The 18034-nt window shown below is 72.2% G+C and carries 14 protein-coding genes and 1 pseudogene; 3 read left to right on the top strand and 12 right to left on the bottom strand.

Annotation, left to right across the window (positions count from 1 at the left end; all coding sequences use genetic code 11):
- Window position 1 precedes the first annotated feature (1 nt).
- Both galE and galT read right to left on the bottom strand, forming a co-directional pair.
- Window positions 2-979: a UDP-glucose 4-epimerase GalE gene (gene galE, locus VE614_RS23225; protein WP_324940449.1), complete on the bottom strand. Its 978-nt coding sequence runs from the start codon at window positions 977-979 to the stop codon at window positions 2-4.
- Entirely contained in the window at window positions 979-2061 is a 1083-nt protein-coding gene (gene galT / locus VE614_RS23220) for a galactose-1-phosphate uridylyltransferase (protein WP_324940447.1), read from the bottom strand. Before galT ends, galE begins: the two co-directional genes overlap by 1 nt.
- A gap of 121 nt (window positions 2062-2182) precedes the next feature.
- On the opposite strand from galT, the gene VE614_RS23215 reads away from it, so the two are divergent.
- Together VE614_RS23215 and VE614_RS23210 are read left to right on the top strand one after the other, a co-directional pair.
- Window positions 2183-3871 carry a sodium:solute symporter family protein gene (locus VE614_RS23215; protein ID WP_324940444.1) on the top strand — a complete coding sequence of 563 codons (1689 nt, stop codon included), beginning with the start codon at window positions 2183-2185 and terminating at the stop codon, window positions 3869-3871.
- Window positions 3872-3891: 20 nt separating this feature from the next.
- A complete protein-coding gene (locus VE614_RS23210; RefSeq protein ID WP_324940441.1) occupies window positions 3892-4230 on the top strand; it encodes a hypothetical protein in 339 nt (112 codons plus the stop codon).
- 56 nt (window positions 4231-4286) lie between these two features.
- Here VE614_RS23210 and VE614_RS23205 read toward each other — a convergent pair whose 3' ends face one another.
- From VE614_RS23205 to rsmI, 10 genes and pseudogenes are all read right to left on the bottom strand, one after another.
- Window positions 4287-4994 carry a helix-turn-helix transcriptional regulator gene (locus VE614_RS23205; RefSeq protein WP_324940517.1) on the bottom strand — a complete coding sequence of 236 codons (708 nt, stop codon included), beginning with the start codon at window positions 4992-4994 and terminating at the stop codon, window positions 4287-4289.
- Between the two features lie 299 nt (window positions 4995-5293).
- Window positions 5294-7204, bottom strand: coding sequence for a PQQ-binding-like beta-propeller repeat protein (locus tag VE614_RS23200; RefSeq protein ID WP_324940438.1), 1911 nt, complete (start codon window positions 7202-7204; stop codon window positions 5294-5296).
- A 55-nt stretch (window positions 7205-7259) separates the two neighbouring features.
- The gene (locus VE614_RS23195; protein ID WP_324940436.1) at window positions 7260-9095 is read right to left on the bottom strand and encodes a PQQ-binding-like beta-propeller repeat protein; all 1836 of its coding nucleotides are present in this window, start codon (window positions 9093-9095) and stop codon (window positions 7260-7262) included.
- A 272-nt stretch (window positions 9096-9367) separates the two neighbouring features.
- A complete protein-coding gene (locus VE614_RS23190) occupies window positions 9368-11173 on the bottom strand; it encodes an ABC-F family ATP-binding cassette domain-containing protein (RefSeq protein WP_324940433.1) in 1806 nt (601 codons plus the stop codon).
- 269 nt (window positions 11174-11442) lie between these two features.
- Window positions 11443-12339 carry a 4-(cytidine 5'-diphospho)-2-C-methyl-D-erythritol kinase gene (locus VE614_RS23185; protein WP_324940430.1) on the bottom strand — a complete coding sequence of 299 codons (897 nt, stop codon included), beginning with the start codon at window positions 12337-12339 and terminating at the stop codon, window positions 11443-11445.
- Window positions 12340-13206, bottom strand: a complete 867-nt coding sequence (gene rsmA / locus VE614_RS23180; RefSeq protein ID WP_324940427.1) for a 16S rRNA (adenine(1518)-N(6)/adenine(1519)-N(6))-dimethyltransferase RsmA — start codon at window positions 13204-13206, stop codon at window positions 12340-12342.
- 139 nt (window positions 13207-13345) lie between these two features.
- Window positions 13346-14797, bottom strand: coding sequence for a ubiquitin-like domain-containing protein (locus VE614_RS23175; RefSeq protein WP_324940424.1), 1452 nt, complete (start codon window positions 14795-14797; stop codon window positions 13346-13348).
- A 163-nt stretch (window positions 14798-14960) separates the two neighbouring features.
- Complete coding sequence (locus tag VE614_RS23170; protein WP_324940421.1) at window positions 14961-15830, bottom strand: TatD family hydrolase; 870 nt, start codon at window positions 15828-15830, stop codon at window positions 14961-14963.
- A gap of 42 nt (window positions 15831-15872) precedes the next feature.
- Window positions 15873-16162, bottom strand: a pseudogene (locus VE614_RS23165) (hypothetical protein).
- 178 nt (window positions 16163-16340) lie between these two features.
- On the bottom strand, window positions 16341-17183 hold the full coding sequence (gene rsmI / locus VE614_RS23160) for a 16S rRNA (cytidine(1402)-2'-O)-methyltransferase (protein WP_324940418.1): 843 nt from the start codon (window positions 17181-17183) through the stop codon (window positions 16341-16343).
- A 19-nt stretch (window positions 17184-17202) separates the two neighbouring features.
- Between rsmI and VE614_RS23155 the strand changes: the two genes are divergently transcribed.
- A partial coding sequence (locus VE614_RS23155; RefSeq protein WP_324940415.1) for a phospholipid carrier-dependent glycosyltransferase occupies window positions 17203-18034 on the top strand: 832 nt, incomplete at its 3' end.

The raw sequence follows: 18034 nt of genomic DNA, 5'->3' as shown, positions 1-18034 counted from the left end.
CTCACTGCTCCCTTGCGATGCTTGCGTTGTGCCGCGCGAACTCCCACGCGTCCGCCACGATGCCCGCGAGGTCCGCGCGGGACGGGTTCCAGCCCAGCTTCTCGCGGGCCGCGTCCGCGGAGGCCACCAGGACCGCGGGGTCGCCGCCCCGGCGGGGGGCCGGGACCTCCGGGATGGGGTGGCCGGTGACCCGGCGGGCCGTCTCGATGACCTCGCGCACGGAGAAGCCGTTGCCGTTGCCGAGGTTGCAGATCAGGTGCTCGCCGGGGCTTGCGGCCTTCAGGGCCAGCAGGTGGGCCTCGGCCAGGTCGGCGACGTGGATGTAGTCACGGACGCAGGTGCCGTCCGGGGTCGGGTAGTCGTCGCCGTAGACGGAGATGGCGTCGCGGCGGCCCTGGGCGACCTGGAGGACCAGCGGGATGAGGTGGGACTCGGGGTCGTGGCGCTCGCCGTACCTCCCGTAGGCGCCGGCCACGTTGAAGTAGCGCAGCGAGACCGCGCCGAGGCCGTGGGCCTTCGCCTCGCCGGTGATCATGTGGTCGACGGCGAGCTTGGACGCCCCGTAGGGGGAGGTGGGGGCGGTCGGGTCGGTCTCGGTGATCGGCGTGCTGACGGGCTCGCCGTAGGTGGCCGCCGTGGAGGAGAAGACGAGCGTGCGCACGCCCGCCTCGCGCATGGCGCCGAGCAGGGCGAGGGTGCCGCCGACGTTGTTGTCCCAGTACTTCTCCGGATGCACCACCGACTCGCCGACCTGGGAGAAGGCGGCGAAGTGCAGGACGGCGTCGTAGGAGGGGTCGAGCCACTTGGCGGCGTCGCGGATGTCGCCCTCGATGAAAGCGGCCCCGGCGGGCACGCCCTCGCGGAAGCCGGTGGAGAGGTTGTCCAGGACGGTGACCTCGGCGCCCGCCTCCAGCAGATGCTGGGCGACCACACTGCCGACGTATCCCGCGCCACCGGTGACCAGGTACTTACCGCTCATCAACTCGCTACCTCTCGCAGTCGCTCGGCCGCGCGCTCCGGCGGCACGTCGTTGATGAACACGTTCATGCCGGACTCGGAACCCGCGAGAAACTTCAGCTTGCCGGAAGTCCTTCGGATGGTGAAAAGCTCCAGGTGGAGGGCGAAGTCGTCACGGGTGACGCCCTCAAAATCCGCCAGCTGGCCGAACGGAGCCTGGTGCCAGGCCGCGATGTACGGCGTCGGAGGCTCTCCCGCGGCACCCTCCCCTCCCTCCCGCCCGTCGAAGATCCGGTCGAAGCGCCTCAAGAGTTCCAGATAAACCTGGGGGAACTCTGAGCGCGCGTCCTCGTCGAGGGCGAGCAGATCGGGCACGCGGCGCTTCGGGTACAGGTGGACCTCGTACGGCCAGTGCGCGGCGTACGGCACGAAGGCCGCCCAGTGTTCACCCTCAAGGACGACCCGCTCGCCGGCCAGCTCGCGCTCCAGGACCGAGTCGAACAGGTTCTCCCCGCCGGTGGCCTCCTTGTGGGCGGCGAGCGAACGCAGCATCAGGGCGGTGCGCGGGGTGGTGAACGGGTAGGCGTAGATCTGGCCGTGCGGGTGCTGGAGCGTGACCCCGATCTCGGCTCCGCGGTTCTCGAAGCAGAACACCTGTTCCACGGAGGGCAGATGGGAGAGCTCCGACGTCCGGTCGGTCCAGGCGTCCAGGACCAGCCGCGCCTGCTCCTCGCCGAGATCGGCGAAGGAGGAGGTGTGGTCCGAGGTGAAGCAGACGACCTCGCACCGGCCGGAGTCGCCGGCCAGGGAGGGGAAACGATTCTCGAAGACGACGACGTCGTACGAGGAGTCGGGGATCTCGCTCAGCCGCTCGCCCTCGGACGGGCACAGGGGGCATTCGTCGGCCGGCGGGTGGTAGGTGCGGCCCTGCCGGTGCGAGGCGATGGCGACGGAGTCCCCGAGCAGGGGGTCGCGGCGCACCTCCGAAGCGGTGACGGTCGGCTCCAGCGGGCGGCGGTCCACCGCGTCGCGCACGGCGTCGTCCCGCAGGTCGTAGTAGATGAGCTCACGACCGTCCGCCAAGCGGGTCGAGGTCTTCTTCACCGCCACGCTCCATCCGTACACCCGGCAACGCTTCCAACAGAACCGAACACATCAAAGCACAAACCCCCACGCCGGTCACCATCACAACCGAACAAAGAACCCCAAGCAAGGTGAGGCCCGGATGCAGATCCCCCCACAGCACGTCCACCTCGCGGCCGAGCTTCGACTCCCTACGAACTGGCTCGACTACACCATCCTCGGCATCTACTTCGTCGTGGTCCTCGGCATCGGCTTCGCCGCCCGCCGCTCGGTCAAGACCAGCCTCGACTTCTTCCTCTCCGGCCGCTCCCTGCCCGCCTGGGTCACCGGACTCGCGTTCATCGCCGCCAACCTCGGCGCCACCGAGATCCTGGGCATGGCCGCCAACAGCGCCCAGTACGGCGTCTACACCACCCACTGGTACTGGATCGGCGCCATCCCGGCCATGGTCTTCCTCGGCCTGGTGATGATGCCCTTCTACTACGGCTCCAAGGTCCGCTCGGTCCCCGAGTTCCTGCTGCTGCGCTTCGACAAGGCCGCGCACCTGCTCAGCTCGATCCTGTTCGCCTTCGCCGCCGTCCTCATCGCCGGCGTCAACCTCTACGCGCTCGCCATCGTCGTCGAGGCGCTGCTGGGCTGGCCCGAGTGGGTGGCGATCGTGGTCGCCGGATTCTTCGTCCTCGCCTACATCACCCTGGGCGGCCTGTCCTCGGCGATCTACAACGAGGTGCTCCAGTTCTTCGTGATCCTCGCGGCGCTCATCCCCATCACCGTGCTCGGCCTGAAGTCGGTCGGCGGCTGGGACGGGCTGTCCGGCAAGCTCACCGCGCAGCACGGTGGTGACTTCATGACCTCCTGGGGCGGCACCGGCATCGGCAGCGACAACCCGCTGGGCGCCAACTGGCTGACCATCGTCCTCGGCCTCGGCTTCGTGCTGTCCTTCGGCTACTGGACGACGAACTTCGCCGAGGTGCAGCGCGCGCTGTCCGCGAAGAACCTCTCCGCCGCCCAGCGCACCCCGCTGATCGCCGCCTTCCCGAAGATCTTCATCGTCTTCCTGGTGATGATCCCGGGCCTGGTCGCCGCCGCCCTGGTGCCGAGGATCGGCACCTCCGGCTCGGACCTCCAGTACAACGACGCCATCCCGTACCTGATGGAAGCGCTGCTGCCCAACGGTGTGCTCGGCATCGCGGTCACCGGTCTGCTGGCGGCCTTCATGGCCGGCATGGCGGCCAATGTGTCGTCCTTCAACACCGTTTTCACCACCGACATCTGGGCGAAGTACGTGGTCCGCGACCGCGAGGACGCCTACTACGTGCGGTTCGGCCGGCTGATCACCGCGATCGGCGTGCTCGCCTCGATCGGCACGGCGTTCCTCGCGTCGTCGTTCTCGAACATCATGAGCTACCTCCAGACGCTCTTCTCCTTCTTCAACGTGCCGATGTTCGTGGTCTTCATCATCGGCATGTTCTGGAAGCGGGCGTCGATGAAGTCCGGCTTCTGGGGCCTGGCCGCGGGCACCACCGCCGCGATGGTGAACTACTTCGTCCTCTACAAGCAGGACATCGTCGACATCCCCTCCGACCAGGGCGCCAACTTCGTCTCCGCGATCGCGGGCTTCGTCGCCGGCGCGGTCGTCATGGTCGCGGTCTCGCTCTTCACCGAGCCGAAGCCGGCCGGGGAGCTGCAGGGCCTGGTCTACGGCACCCGCTCCCCCGGCATGTCCGAGCCGCCCGCCGAGGGCGACGACGCCTGGTACCGCAAGCCGGCGCTGCTCGGCTGGGGCGCCGTCGTCCTGGCCGCCCTCTGCTACATCCCGTTCTCGTTCTGACGCGGGAGGATGGAAAGACCATGTCCGAACACCCCGAGCACTCCCCCCACGGCTTCACCGAGAAGGACGTCCAGCGGGAAGTCACCGAGCTGCAGGGCAAGTCCGCGACGGCCGCCCGGCTCTTCGACATCCGCCGCATCATCGGCGGCCTCTTCGTGATCTACGGCGTCATCGTCACGATCACCGGCCTGACGGACGGCGACGCCGCGATCGACAAGGCCCAGGGCGTCAACATCAACCTGTGGACCGGTCTCGGCATGCTGGCCCTCGGCCTGTTCTTCCTGATCTGGCTGAAGCTCCGCCCCGCCGCTCCCCCGCCCCTGGAGGCCATCCCGGAGGAGCGGCCCGGGACGGAATGACTCACACGACCGGGTGACCGCCACCGGACACGTCCCGGGGCCGGGGCCGGGGCCGCTCAGTGCTCCGGGTCCGTCTCCGGGGCGCTGCCGTACCGGCGCACGGGGCCCGCGCGGTCCAGCAGGCCCGTGCGGGCCGCCAGGGCCGCCGCTTCCAGGCGGGAGCCGACGCCCAGCTTCATCAGGACCCGCTGGACATGGGTGCGGGCCGTCGAGGGGGCGATGCCCATGCCGGCGGCGATCAGGCGGGTGTCCTCGCCGTCGGCGACCCGGACCAGGACCTCGATCTCGCGCGGGGTCAGCATCTCCAGCAGGCGCTGGCCCTCGTCGTCGGGCTGGGCTGCCGGGTTGAGCAGTTCCGCGAAGGCGCCCTGGAGCAGGGCCGGGGCGACGGCCGCCTCGCCCGCCCTGGCCTTCATGATGGCCCGCTCGACCCCCTCTATGCGCTCGTCGTGGCGGACGTACCCGGAGGCCCCCGCCGCGAACGCCGCCGCGATGCCCCGCGGGGACGGCACCGGCCCCAGCACCAGGACCGCCACCTGCGGGCGCTCCCGCTTGATCCGCACCACCGGATCGAAGGCGCCCGGCTCCGCCGGCTGTGCCGTGCCCAGCAGGCACACCTCCGGCGCCCGGGTGATCACCAGCTCCGCCGCCCCCGCGGCGGGAGCCGCGGCGGCCAGCACCCGGTGCCCGCGCAGCTTCAGCGCCGAGGCCAGCGCCTCGGCGAGCAGACGGTGGTCGTCGACCACCATGAGCCGCACTCCCACGAGCAACCCCCAGTCCCCCCTGTGGACGCCTCTATGGCTGCCCACGAGATCACTCGGACAGACCCTGGAACCCCCGGCGCGGGGCCCCCCGGCTCCCACGTCCTTTTCATGCCCCCGGAAGCTACACGCTTGTTCGACGTTGCGCTGCCCCCTCCTGATGAGAAGTGCCCCGGAACGCCGAAATTCCGCTCATTCGAGGGTGTTGGCGGGGTTGGGAGTTACGCGCACGGCCCCGTCCCTGAGCAGGGACGGGGCCGTGCGCTCCGGCGCGTGCGCCGGGTCGGTCGGTCGCTCGCCGGTCAGCCGGTCGCGCCGAACGCGATCGCCAGGTACTCGTCGCTGTAGGACGACGAGCTGGCGAACGTCTCGGACATGTACAGACGGCCCTGGGAGTACAGCAGCTCCGCGTAGTCCGGCAGCATGCTGGTCTCCACGCCGCGGACCGTCTCGTCGGAGGGGTTCTCCAGCAGCTTGGTCTCCTTGAAGCTGCCGCCGTCCAGGCTGACGACCTGCCCGCCCTTGTCGTAGGGCGGCGACTTGTAGGCGATCACATTGCCGCCGTCCATGCGCAGCGGGGTGATCGTGTAGCCGTCCCCGGCGTCGCCGCGCTGGCCGGTCTGCTTGCCGGTGGCCAGGTCGAAGACGACGATCTCGTTGGTGGAGCCGTACTCGCCGGTGCTGTCGTGCTCCTCGGTCGGCAGGTACAGCCGGTCGTTGCCGACCGCGATGCCCGAGCAGTCCTCGATCCGGGAGATGCCGTCGCACTTGGCGGCGTAGTCGTCACCGGGCGCGGAGATCCGGGTGCGCAGCTGGCCGGTCTTGTTGTCGACCGAGAAGAAGTCGGAGATGCCGGAGCCGTCGCCCGCGGCGTCGCCGACGTCGGCGGCCACCACCAGCGGGTCGGTCGACACCACGCTGGCGTACTCGATGCCCTGGGTCATCTTGTACTCGGAGATCACCTTCCCGGACTTCGGGTCGATGGTCTGGATGTGCAGCTGCCGCGCGCCGTACTGGCCGCACTTGCGTACCGCGACGAGCTTGGCGCCGCCGCCGTAGCCCGCGTCGTAGCAGGTGTCGGTCGGCTTGGGGGACCACAGCGACTCGCCGGTGGTCAGGTCGAACGCGGCGCCGCCGCTGGTGCTGCCCACGGCGACGGTGTTCGCGCTGACCGTGATGTTGTCGAAGCTGATCGGCCGGTCGCCGGACATGGCGGTCTTCTGCCACAGCTTCTTGCCCGCGGCGAGGTCGATCGCCGCGACCTGGCTGCATCCCTCGGAGGAGTTCTTCGCCGGCATCTTCGGCTGGAAGACCACCGCGGTCCTGCCGTCCTCGGTGGCGTGGCGGCTGGCGTGGCAGACCGGGCCGGGCAGCTTGATCGACCAGGTCTTGGTGCCCTTGTCGACGTCGTAGCCGACGATCTCGGCGACGCCGCTCTTGGCGTACACCTCGTCGGTGAGCCAGGAGCCCTCCACGACGACGCTGTCGTCCTTGGCCACCTTCGGCATCGGCACCTGGAACAGCACCGTGGAGGCGGGGTTGGCGGGGACCTTCTCCGATCCCTTGGAGGAGGTGCCGCCGGAGCCGCCGGAGCCGCCCTTGTCGTCACCGCCGCCGGTGCCGCCGGAGCTCGCGGTGTTGGTCTTGTCGTCGTCCTTGCCGGACGAGGCGTACCAGACGCCGCCGCCGACGATCAGCGCGATTGCCACGACCGCGGCGACGATGATCGCCAGCTGCGGGTTGATCCGCCGGCCGCCGCCGGCCGGCGTGGCCGCCTGCGGCTGGAGCGGCGCGGTCGGCGGCGGGAAGCCGTAACCGGGCTGCTGGCCGTAAGCGCTGGGCTGCTGGCCGTACGGGCCCGGCGGCGGGGTGCCCGGCGCGCCGTAGGGCCCGGGCGGGGTGTTCGGACCGCCGTACGGGCCGGGGGTGCCCGGCGCGCCGCCGTACGGGCCCGGCTGTCCGCCGGGGTAGCCGTAGCCGGACTGCGGGGGCTGCGGCGGGCCCTGCGGAGCGGGCGGGGTGGCCGGGGCGCCCTGGGGCGGCTGGGGCGCCTGCGGGTAGCCGTAGCCCGGCTGCGGGGCCGGGGCGGGCGGCGTCTGCGGGGCGCCGAAGCCGGGCTGCTGCTGCGGCTGCTGCGGGGGCTGGTCCTGGGGTGCGCCGAACCCTCCCCCCTGCGGGGGCTGGCTGGGCGGCGGGGGCGGCGGCTGGGTCATGGTCCTGGATACCTCGGGGACGGATCGACGAAGCGGAGTCTGCGGGCGGGACGCGTCACTTGCCGTAGGCGAGCATCAGCTTCTCCTTCGTTTCGTCGTCGCCGCTCAGCCGCGTGGTGGAGAGGTACAGCCGGCCGTCCGCCCAGGCGATGTCGCGGGAGAAGAAGCCGTTCTCGACCTCCGCGGCGCTCGCCGGGTTCTTCAGCAGCGTGACCGGCGTGTGGCTGCTTCCGGCGGTCGCGACGGACACCACCTGGCCGCCCGCGTCGTACGACGGCTCGACGTAGGCGACGAGCTTTCCGCCCTCGGCCCGCAGCGGCAGGATCGTCTGGTCCGTCGGGGACTTCACCCGCCACTTCTCCCTGCCCTTGGCCAGGTCGATCGCGACGACCTCGTTGGCGCCGGTGGTGGCCTCGGTGGGCAGGTACAGGGTGTCGGCGTCGACGGCCACGCCGAGGCAGCCGGTCAGGTCACGCTGGAGGATGGCCCAGCCGCACTCGGGGGCGATGGCGTCCTTGATGTCGACCTGGGAGCGGATCTTCCCGGCCGGGGTGAACGTGGCGATGTTCCACGTGTCCTTGTCCTCGTTGGTGCTGTAGACGACCAACGGGTCCACGGAGAAGGTGCGGCCGATCCGCCAGCCCTTCTCGTACGCGAACGTCCACTTGACCTTGCCGGTCTTCGGGTCCAGCTCCTGGATCTCGTCGTGCTCCTTGTCGGTGGCGGCACCGCAGGAGGCGACCTGGATCAGCCGGGTGCCGCCCGCGAAGGCGGCCGGGAAGCAGGCGTCGCCGTACTTCTTCTTGTCGTAGAGCTTCTTGCCGGTGGTGACGTCGTACGCCGTGCCGGACTGCGAGCGGCCCACCATCAGGGTGTCGCCGGCGATGGACAGCTCGACGGTGATGGCGCTGTCGAAGAGCGCGCCGTCGGCGATCTCGCCGCTCCAGCCCTTCTTCCCGGTGTTCAGGTCGATCTGCTGGAGCTGGTTGCACTTGGCGCGGTCGCTGGCGCCGCTCATGTACGCCACGACGATCTTGTCGTCGGCCGTCTTCTGGGAGGTGGCCGCGCAGATCTTCTGCGGGAAGGTGATCGTGTCCCAGGTCGGGGCGCCGTCCCCGACGTCGTAGCCGGCCAGTTCCTTGTACGCCGCCTTCACGGCCGTCTTGTCGGTGATCCACATGCCGTTGGCCTCGGCGCCGGAACCGGGCGCGTCGGGCGCCTCCTTGTACCAGAGCACCTTCGACTCGCCGGCCTGGCGGCCCTCGTTGAGGTTGTCCGGGTCGGCGCCGCCGTCGCCGCTGCCGTCACCCGGGTTGACCGGGGCCTCGGTGGCGGTGGGCTTGGCGTCGTCGCTCTTCTCGGCGACCGGCTCCTTCTTGCCGCCGTCGTCGCCGCCGCTCGTGACCGCGTACACGCTGCCGCCGATCACCAGCAGCGCCGCCACGGCGGCGCCGATCGCGAGCGCGGGCTTGCCCTTGAACGGGTTGCGGGAACCGGAGCCGCCGGGCGGCGGGGTGCCGGGGGCGCCCGGGAACTGGGCCTGCGGATAGCCGTAGCCGGGCTGCTGGCCGGGCTGTCCGTACGGGCCGGGCTGCTGCGGGGCGCCGTACGGGCCGGGCTGCTGCGGGGCGCCGTAGGGGCCGGGCTGCGGCTGGCCGTACGGGCCGGGCTGCTGGCCGGGCTGGCCGTACGGGCCGGGCTGCTGCGGAGCGCCGTACGGGCCGGGCTGCTGCGGGTAACCGTAGCCCGGCTGCGGGGCGCCCGGGGGCTGGGCGGGCGGTGGAGGCGTGCCCGGTCCCGGGTTCTGGGGAGCGCCGAAACCGCCCGGCTGCGGGTCCTGCGGAGCGCCGAAACCGCCCGGCTGCGGCGGCTGGTTGGGCGGCTGGGTCATCTGCGGTTCCCCCTTGTGACCGATGTGGCGCCGCGCCCGATGGCGCTGCGTTTCCGCCACACCCGTGATTTCTCAGACGTTTTCAGACGGTTCTCAGACGGCTCTTTCTATCACCCGGGACCGACAGGACAGCGGGCCGGATCCTCCCCTGTTCCCAAGGGAGGACCGGCCCGTGATGCCGTCGTTACGCGCCTTCACGCCCCCTTCACGCGAACCGCGCGCCTGTGCGCGCCGGGGAGCGCACGCCGTGCGAAGGCCCCGGCCGGAAGGACTCAGGCGTCCTCGGCGAGTTCCAGCCAGCGCAGCTCCAGCTCCTCGCGCTGCCCCGCCAGGTCCCGCAGCTCGGCGTCCAGTTCGGCCACCTTCGCGAAGTCCGTGGCGTCCTCGGCGATCCGCGCGTGCAGCTTGGTCTCCTTCTCGGAGATCTTGTCCAACTGCCGCTCGATCTTCTGGAGTTCCTTCTTCGCGGCGCGCTGGTCGGCGGCGCTCCTCTCCGCCGTCGCGGGCTTCTGCGCCACGGGCGCGGCGGCCGCGGCCGCCTCCTCCATCCTCTGCCGCCGCTCCAGGTACTCGTCGATCCCGCGCGGCAGCATCCGCAGCGTGCCGTCGCCGAGCAGGGCGAACACACGGTCCGTGGTGCGCTCGACGAAGAACCGGTCGTGGGAGATGACGATCATCGAGCCGGGCCAGCCGTCGAGCAGGTCCTCCAGCTGGGTCAGGGTCTCGATGTCGAGGTCGTTGGTGGGCTCGTCGAGGAAGAGCACGTTCGGCTCGTCCATGAGCAGGCGCAGCAGCTGGAGGCGGCGCCGCTCACCGCCGGAGAGGTCGCCGACCGGCGTCCACTGCTTCTCCTTGTTGAAGCCGAACGTCTCGCACAGCTGCCCCGCCGTCATCTCCCGGCCCTTGCCCAGGTCGACGCGCTCGCGGACCTGCTGGACCGCTTCCAGGACCCGCCACGCGGGGTCGAGTTCGGCGACCTCCTGGGAGAGGTACGCCAGTTTGACCGTCCTGCCCACGTTGATCCGGCCGGCGGCGGGCTGGGTCTCGCCCTCGGTCCGCGCGGCCTCGGCCATCGCGCGCAGCAGGGTGGTCTTACCGGCGCCGTTGACGCCGACCAGGCCGATGCGGTCGCCGGGGCCGAGGTGCCAGGTCACATGCTTGAGCAGCACCTTGGGCCCGGCCTGGACGGTGATGTCCTCCAGGTCGAACACGGTCTTGCCGAGCCGGGAGGAGGCGAACTTCATCAGCTCGCTGCTGTCCCGGGGCGGCGGCACGTCCGCGATCAGCTCGTTGGCGGCCTCCACGCGGAAGCGCGGCTTCGACGTCCGCGCGGGCGCGCCGCGGCGCAGCCAGGCCAGCTCCTTGCGGACCAGGTTCTGCCGCTTGACCTCCTCCGTCGCCGCGATCCGCTCCCGCTCGGCGCGGGCGAAGACGTAGTCGGAGTAGCCGCCCTCGTACTCGTGGACGTCACCGCGCTGCACGTCCCACATACGGGTGCAGACCTGGTCGAGGAACCAGCGGTCGTGGGTGACGCAGACGAGCGCCGAGCGCCGCTCGCGCAGATGCCCGGCCAGCCAGGCGATGCCCTCGACGTCCAGGTGGTTGGTGGGCTCGTCGAGGATGATCAGGTCCTGCTCGTCGATCAGCAGCTTCGCCAGCGCGATACGGCGCCGCTCACCGCCGGAGAGCGGCCCGATGACGGTGTCCAGGCCCTGCGGGAACCCCGGCAGGTCCAGTCCGCCGAACAGCCCGGTCAGCACGTCCCGGATCTTGGCGTTGCCCGCCCACTCGTGGTCGGCCAGGTCCCGGATGACCTCGTGCCGGACGGTCGCCTCGGGATCGAGGGAGTCGTGCTGGGTGAGCACGCCCATGCGCAGCCCGCCGGAGTGCGTGACCCGCCCGGAGTCCGCCTCCTCCTGCTTGGCCAGCATCCGGATCAGCGTCGTCTTGCCGTCGCCGTTGCGGCCCACGACACCGATCCGGTCCCCTTCCGAGACACCCAGGGAGATGCCGTCGAGGAGGGTACGGGTGCCGTACACCTTGCTGACGTTCTCGACATTGACCAGGTTGACGGCCATTTTTCTCCTGCGTGCGGGGGACGGTCAGCCTTCTAGCGTAGGGCCTCGGGGGTGAGGGGCGGGGCGCGAGGGGTTCGTCACTCTCCGTGGTGACGGTGGCTGGCGGAGGGGGCGGGCCAGGACGACCACCCGGTGGTCCAGGTGTACGAACGCGGCGAGGCCACCGGCACGTACGCGCTGACCGGCATCCACCACGACCCGTCAAGGTCGGCGTGCCCTACGACATCGACATCGACCTGACCGCGATCACCAGGCGGCACCGAGCCCCCTCAGAGCACCGTGGCCCCCGCCACCGGCCCCGACGCCACCCGCACGCCCCGGCACGTGCCCGACGCGCGCAGGGCCTCCGCCACCTTCTCCGCCGACCCCGCGTCCCGCGTGAGGAACGCCGTCGTCGGCCCCGACCCCGACACCAGTCCGGTCAGCGCGCCCGCCGCGCGGCCCGCCGCCAGGGTGTCCGCAAGCTCGGGGAAGAGGGAGAGCGCGGCGGGCTGGAGGTCGTTGGAGACGGTCGCGGCCAGCGCCTCGGCGTCGCCCTTGACGAGGGCGTCCAGAAGGTCACGGGAGGCGACCGGCTCGGGGATGTCCCGGCCCTCGGCGAGCCGGTCGAACTCGCGGAAGACGGCCGGGGTGGACAGCCCGCGCGAGGCCATCGCGAACACCCAGTGGAAGGTGCCGCCGACCTCCAGGGCCGTCAGCCTCTCGCCCCGCCCGGTACCCAGCGCCGCACCGCCGACCAGGCTGAACGGCACATCGCTGCCCAGCTCGGCGCAGATCTCCAGCAGTTCCTCGCGGGAGGCGTTCGTGCCCCACAGCGCGTCGCAGGCGAGCAGCGCGCCCGCGCCGTCCGCGCTGCCGCCCGCCATGCCGCCCGCGACGGGGATGTCCTTGGCGATGTGGACGTGCACGCCGGGGTTACGGCCGTGGCGCGCGGCCAGCGCCTCCGCCGCGCGGGCCGCCAGGTTCGTGCGGTCCAGCGGGACCTGGGCGGCGTCGGGGCCCTCGCAGGTGACGCGCAGCCCGTCGGCCGAGGGGGTGACGGTGATCTCGTCGTACAGGCCGACCGCCAGGAAGACGTTGGCGAGGTCGTGGAAGCCGTCGGGGCGGGCGGCGCCGACCGCGAGCTGGACGTTGACCTTGGCCGGGACGCGGACGGTGACGCTCACTTACGCGCGCTCCTTGTGCTCGGCGATCCGGGCGAACTCCTCGACGGTCAGTGACTCGCCGCGCGCCTGCGGGGAGACACCGGCGGCGACCAGGGCGGCCTCCGCCGCCGCCGCCGAACCGGCCCAGCCGGCGAGCGCGGCCCGCAGCGTCTTGCGCCGCTGGGCGAACGCCGCGTCGACGACCGCGAAGACCTCCCGCTTGGAGGCGGACGTCTTGACCGGCTCGGTGCGCCGGACCAGCGAGACGAGTCCGCTGTCGACGTTCGGCGCGGGCCAGAACACGTTGCGGCCGATGGCACCGGCCCGCTTGACCTCGGCGTACCAGTTCGCCTTCACCGACGGCACGCCGTACACCTTCGAGCCGGGCGCCGCGGCCAGCCGGTCGGCGACCTCCGCCTGCACCATCACCAGGGTGCGCTCGATGGTCGGGAAGGTGTCGAGCATGTGCAGCAGCACGGGCACGGCGACGTTGTACGGCAGGTTCGCGACGAGCGCGGTCGGCGCCGGGCCGGGCAGCTCGGCGACGTGCATCGCGTCCGAGTGCACCAGCGCGAACCGGTCGGCGCGGGCCGGCATCCGCGCGGCGATCGTCGCGGGCAGCGCGGCGGCGAGCACGTCGTCGATCTCGACCGCCGTGACCCGGTCGGCGACCTCCAGCAGCGCCAGGGTGAGCGAGCCGAGCCCCGGCCCGACCTCGACGACCACGTCGTGGGGGCGCACCTCGGCGGTACGGACGATTCGGCGGACCGTGTTCGCGTCGATCACGAAGTTCTGACCGCGCTGCTTGGTGGGACGCACACCGAGGGCCGCCGCCAGTTCACGAACGTCGGCGGGACCCAGCAGGGCATCGGGGGTGGGGCTGCTCACGGCACAAGGGTACGGGGGCGCGCGGACCTGATCGGTCGCGAGGGGACTCGGCCGCCTCCGGGAGCGGGAGGGCGGGCGCGGGCACTGGCCGGGGACGGCGGACGGCGGGGCGTGGGGCCGCTGCCCGCCACCCCGTCGATCAGTCGTGGAGGCGGGAGCCGCAGTGGGGCCAGGGGCTCGCGCCGCGTTGGGTGTACAGCTTCTTCGCGCGGAAGGTCTGTTCCTCCGCGGGGGCGTCCTGGGGACGGCCGGAGCCGCCGAGGGCGTGCCAGGTCTGGGTGTCGAACTGGTAGAGGCCCCCGTAGGTCCCCGAGGCGTCGACCGCGTCCGGCCGGCCGCCCGACTCGCAGGCCGCGAGCCCCTGCCAGTTCAGGTGGTCCGCGCCCCGCACCGAGTCGGGCAGCGGCTTCGTGCCCACCTTGACCACCTGCGCGCGCGGCTCGCGCACCACCTCGCTGCGCAGCAGACGCGGCTTCTGCCGGACCCCGTTGACCGTGCGCACGGAGTACGTGACCCGGCGCAGCCCCGGCTGCCCGGCCTGCTCCACGACCTCCGTGCCCTGGAACACCGTGGGGTCGTCGACCCGCCGCACCGCGAACGGGATCTGCTCCTCGCGCACCTCCCGGGTGCCGGTGATCCGCAGCACGGTGACGGTCTGCCCGTCGCGCGGGAAGCTGCCGGGCGGGACGGAGGTGGTGTCCTGGCCGCGCAGGGTGATTCCGGCCTGCTCGACGGCCTCGCGGACGGTCGCCGCGTTGGTGCGGACGGTGCGGGCGCGGCCGTCGGCCATGATCGTGAGGGAGCGCTCGGTGCGGACGTCCAGCGTGAGGCCCTCGCGGCCGATCCGCCGGAAGCGCGAGGTGGACAGGTACGCGCCCTCCGCTCGCACCCCCAGCTGTCTGAGCGCCCCGTCCACCGTGCGGGCCGTCGTCCACACCTCGTGCCGGTGTCCGTCGAGCGTGAGCCGGAGCGGGCGCCCGTAGTGCACCTCGACCTCGTCGCCGCTGGTGAGCCCCGTGCCGGGGGCGGGGGCGACCACGTCGTGCGCGCCCACCCGGACGCCCTCGTCGGCGAGGAGTTCGGTCACGTCGTCGGCGTAGGTGTGCAGGGTGCGGGGCCGGCCGTCGACGCTCAGCTCGATCGCCTTGTCCTTGGCGACGAACGCGGTGGTGCCGCCCGCGAGGAAGGCCACGACCAGCGCCTGCGGGAGCAGGCGGCGCATGGAGCCGTCCGAGCGCTCGGCGTACCGCGCCCTGCGTCGGCGCGCGCCTCGCCCGCCGACGCCAGGGCCCGCTCCGGGAGCCGCTCCGGCGCGCGCCGCGGGCACGGGCGCCGGTGCGGAGACGGGGCCCGGCGCGGGCGCGGTCGCGTACGCGTCCTCCACGACGCGCTCCCCCGCCCGTTCATAAGCCGGCGCGTATGTGTCCCCGTATCCCAGCGTCTCCGCGCTGTGCGGATCGAAGGCGCTGTGCGGATCGAAGGCGCTGTGCGGGTCGAAGGCGGTGTGCGGGTCGATGGCGGTGGGCGGGTCGATGGCGGTGGGCGCGTACTCGGCGCCGTACCCGTACCGCGCGTACTGCGAACTGCTCACGCCGACACACTCCAGGGGGCCAGAGGTCCTCAAGGGAGCCCAAGGGTCCGATCGGGCCCCAGAACCTAGCGGAGCGCCGGTCACTCTCCCAAGCGACGCGGCTACGCACGGTCGCGATCGGGCCCGGGGTGAACCCATGTGAGCGTTATCGACGAGTTATGTGTCAGTAGCCGAAGGCATGTGCCGTGTTGGCCGCGAGGGCCGTCGCCAGCGCGTCCTCCTCGATCCCGCGCACGGCGGCCATCGCGCGCACCGTGATCGGAATGAGATACGGCGCGTTGGGCCGTCCGCGGTAGGGATCCGGCGTCAGGAAGGGCGCGTCGGTCTCCACGAGCAGCAGTTCCAGCGGAGCCACCGCCACCGCGTCCCGCAGATTCCGCGCGTTCTTGAAGGTGACGTTGCCGGCGAAGGACATGTAGTACCCCGCGCGGGCGCAGATCTCCGCCATCTCGGCGTCCCCGGAGTAGCAGTGGAACACCGTCCGCTCCGGCGCGCCCTCCTCCTTCAGGACGCGCAGCACGTCCGCGTGGGCCTCACGGTCGTGGATGACGAGCGCCTTGCCGTGCCGCTTGGCGATCTCGATGTGGGCGCGGAACGAGGTCTCCTGCGCCTCCTTGCCCTCCGGCCCGGTGCGGAAGTAGTCCAGGCCGGTCTCGCCGACGCCTTTCACCTGCGGCAGCGCGGCCAGCCGGTCGATCTCGGCCAGCGCCGTGTCGAGGGCCGCCGGCCCGCCCGGCTCCCGGGCCCCCTGCCGGGACCAGCCGTCGGGGTCGCCGTGCACGATGCGCGGTGCCTCGTTCGGGTGCAGCGCGACGGCCGCGTGTACGTCGTCGTACGCGGCGGCGGTGTCGGCCGCCCACTGCGAGCCGCGCACGTCGCAGCCCACCTGCACCACCGTCGTCACACCCACGGACGCCGCCTTGCGCAGGGCCTCGTCGACCGTGCCGGACTGCATGTCGAGGTGGGTGTGGGAGTCGGCGACCGGCACCCGGAGGGGCTGGGGCGGCGGCGGGACTTCGGCGTGGGAGGACATGCCCCGATCCTACGAAAGGGCCGGCCCCCGCAGCACGCCCGCTCAGCCGGCCCGGCGCCGCGCCGGGTGTGCCGCGTGCGCCGGGTGCAGCGCGCTCAGCGCCGACGCCACCTGCCCGGCCCGCATGATCCGCACGAGGTGCCCTTCGCAGTTGCGGCACTCGGGCCGCCGCAGCGGCGACGGCACGACCTGTCCGTCCGCGACGTACAGAACGAACTCGCGCCTCTCGGCGTCGACTGGTGCTCTGTCTCGTACGCCTGCTCCCCCGCGTGCCCGCGGCGCGTGCAGGCGAAGGAGTACGACTCGTGAACGACGGCGGTCGGCTGGCGCATGGCAGCTCCTGGTGTCCTCGGGAGGACGGGTCTCGCCCCTCACCAGTGGACTCCCGCAGGACGGCGAAGGCACGCCGACTGTCCAGAGTCGAACTGAACGGCTTTTGGCGGATCCTTGCCGAAACGCCGGTACCGCTCTGCCGCGATGAGAAACAGGCGTGAGGGACGCGAACCGCCCTCAGCCCGCAGCCGACCGCTTGTCGGCGACCACCGCGTCGAAGACCACCCGCTTCGGAACCCCCGCCTCCACGGCCACCGCCGCGATCGCCTCCTTGCGGCGCTCCCCCGCTTCCTCCCGCACCCGCACCCGCCGCACCAGCTCCTCCGCGCTCAGCTCCGCGGGCTCCCGCTCGGGCGCGCCCTCGACCACGACGGTGATCTCGCCGCGCACGCCCTCCGCCGCCCACTCGGCCAGCTCGGCAAGCGGCCCGCGCCGGACCTCCTCGTAGGTCTTGGTCAGTTCGCGGCAGACCGCGGCCCGCCGCTCGCCGCCGAACACCTCGGCCATCGCGGCGAGGGTGTCGTCGAGCCGGTGCGGGGCCTCGAAGTAGACGAGGGTGCGCCGCTCGCCGGCGACCTCGCGCAGCCGGCCCAGCCGCTCGCCCGCCTTGCGCGGCAGGAACCCCTCGAAGCAGAAGCGGTCGACGGGGAGCCCCGAGACGGCGAGCGCCGTCAACACCGCCGACGGCCCGGGTACGGCGACCACCTCGACACCCGCTTCCAGTGCTGCCGACACCAGCCGGTAGCCGGGGTCGGAGACGCTCGGCATGCCCGCGTCGGTGACGAGCAGCACCCGCTCGCCGGCCAGCATCGCCTCGACGAGCGACGGCGTACGGGCCGACTCGTTGCCCTCGAAGTACGACACCACCCGGCCACCGACGCTCACGCCCAGATCGCGCGCGAGCCGCGCCAGGCGGCGGGTGTCCTCGGCGGCGACGACATCGGCCGTCGCGAGCTCGGTGGCGAGGCGCGGCGAGGCGTCGTCGACGCGTCCGATCGGAGTCGCAGCGAGCACCAGCACGCCCGTAGTCTTGCCGACCGTGACGACCGCTGCGCCGGAGCGAGCGCCCGAGGGCGCCGGCAGCCCGGCCGACGACCGGGTGGTGGGGCTCTCCCGGACCGCCGACGGTCGCCCGGTCCCCTCGGCGAGCAGGCGCGCACGCCGGCGCGGCCGCGTCGAGGACCCGTTCGTCGGCTGGGTGGCCGCGGTCTCGGTCGGACTGCTGGCGCTGTTCCTGCGCTTGTGGAAGCTCGGCACTCCGCACGAGTTCCTCTTCGACGAGACCTACTACGCCGAGGACGCCTGGTCGCTGCTGCACTTCGGGGCGGAGCAGGAGTACCGCCAGGGAGCCGACGCGCGCATCCTCGCCGGCGACCTCGAGCAGTGGACCGGCAACCCGGCGTACGTCGTGCACCCGCCGGGCGGCAAGTGGATGATCGCCGCGGGCGAGGCGGTGTTCGGGTTCGACCCCACGGGCTGGCGGGTCGCCGTCGCGGTGCTCGGCACGCTGTCCGTGCTCGTCGTCGCCCGCATCGCGCGGCGGATGTTCGGCTCGACGGTCCTCGGCTGCGTCGCGGGCCTGCTGCTCGCCCTCGACGGGCTGCACTTCGTGTCGAGCCGGACGGCGCTGCTCGACCTGATCCTCATGTTCTGGGCCCTGCTCGCCTTCGGGTGCCTCGTCCTCGACCGCGACGCCACGCGGTCCCGGCTCGCGTCGTGGCGCGCTCGGCGCCGGGTGCCGCTGGAGGGCTACGGACCCGCGCTCGGCCTGCGCCCGTGGCGGCTGGCGGCAGGCGTCTGCCTCGGCCTCGCCTGCGCCACGAAGTGGAGCGGGCTGTGGTTCGTCGTCGCCTTCGGGCTGCTGTCCTACG

It is taken from the genome of Streptomyces sp. (assembly GCF_035645055.1).
GTDB lineage: Bacteria > Actinomycetota > Actinomycetes > Streptomycetales > Streptomycetaceae > Streptomyces.
Note: the sequence above shows the minus strand (reverse complement) of the source record. Positions and strands in the feature narration are given on the sequence as shown.

What these genes read in the sequence shown, in the direction of transcription:
- VE614_RS23200 (WP_324940438.1), bottom strand. Translation starts at nt 7,204, where the DNA reads ATGACCCAGCCGCCGCCCCCGCCGCCCAGCCAGCCCCCGCAGGGGGGA.
- VE614_RS23215 (WP_324940444.1), top strand. Translation starts at nt 2,183, where the DNA reads ATGCAGATCCCCCCACAGCACGTCCACCTCGCGGCCGAGCTTCGACTC.
- galE (WP_324940449.1), bottom strand. Translation starts at nt 979, where the DNA reads ATGAGCGGTAAGTACCTGGTCACCGGTGGCGCGGGATACGTCGGCAGT.
- VE614_RS23210 (WP_324940441.1), top strand. Translation starts at nt 3,892, where the DNA reads ATGTCCGAACACCCCGAGCACTCCCCCCACGGCTTCACCGAGAAGGAC.
- VE614_RS23190 (WP_324940433.1), bottom strand. Translation starts at nt 11,173, where the DNA reads ATGGCCGTCAACCTGGTCAATGTCGAGAACGTCAGCAAGGTGTACGGC.
- VE614_RS23195 (WP_324940436.1), bottom strand. Translation starts at nt 9,095, where the DNA reads ATGACCCAGCCGCCCAACCAGCCGCCGCAGCCGGGCGGTTTCGGCGCT.
- VE614_RS23170 (WP_324940421.1), bottom strand. Translation starts at nt 15,830, where the DNA reads ATGTCCTCCCACGCCGAAGTCCCGCCGCCGCCCCAGCCCCTCCGGGTG.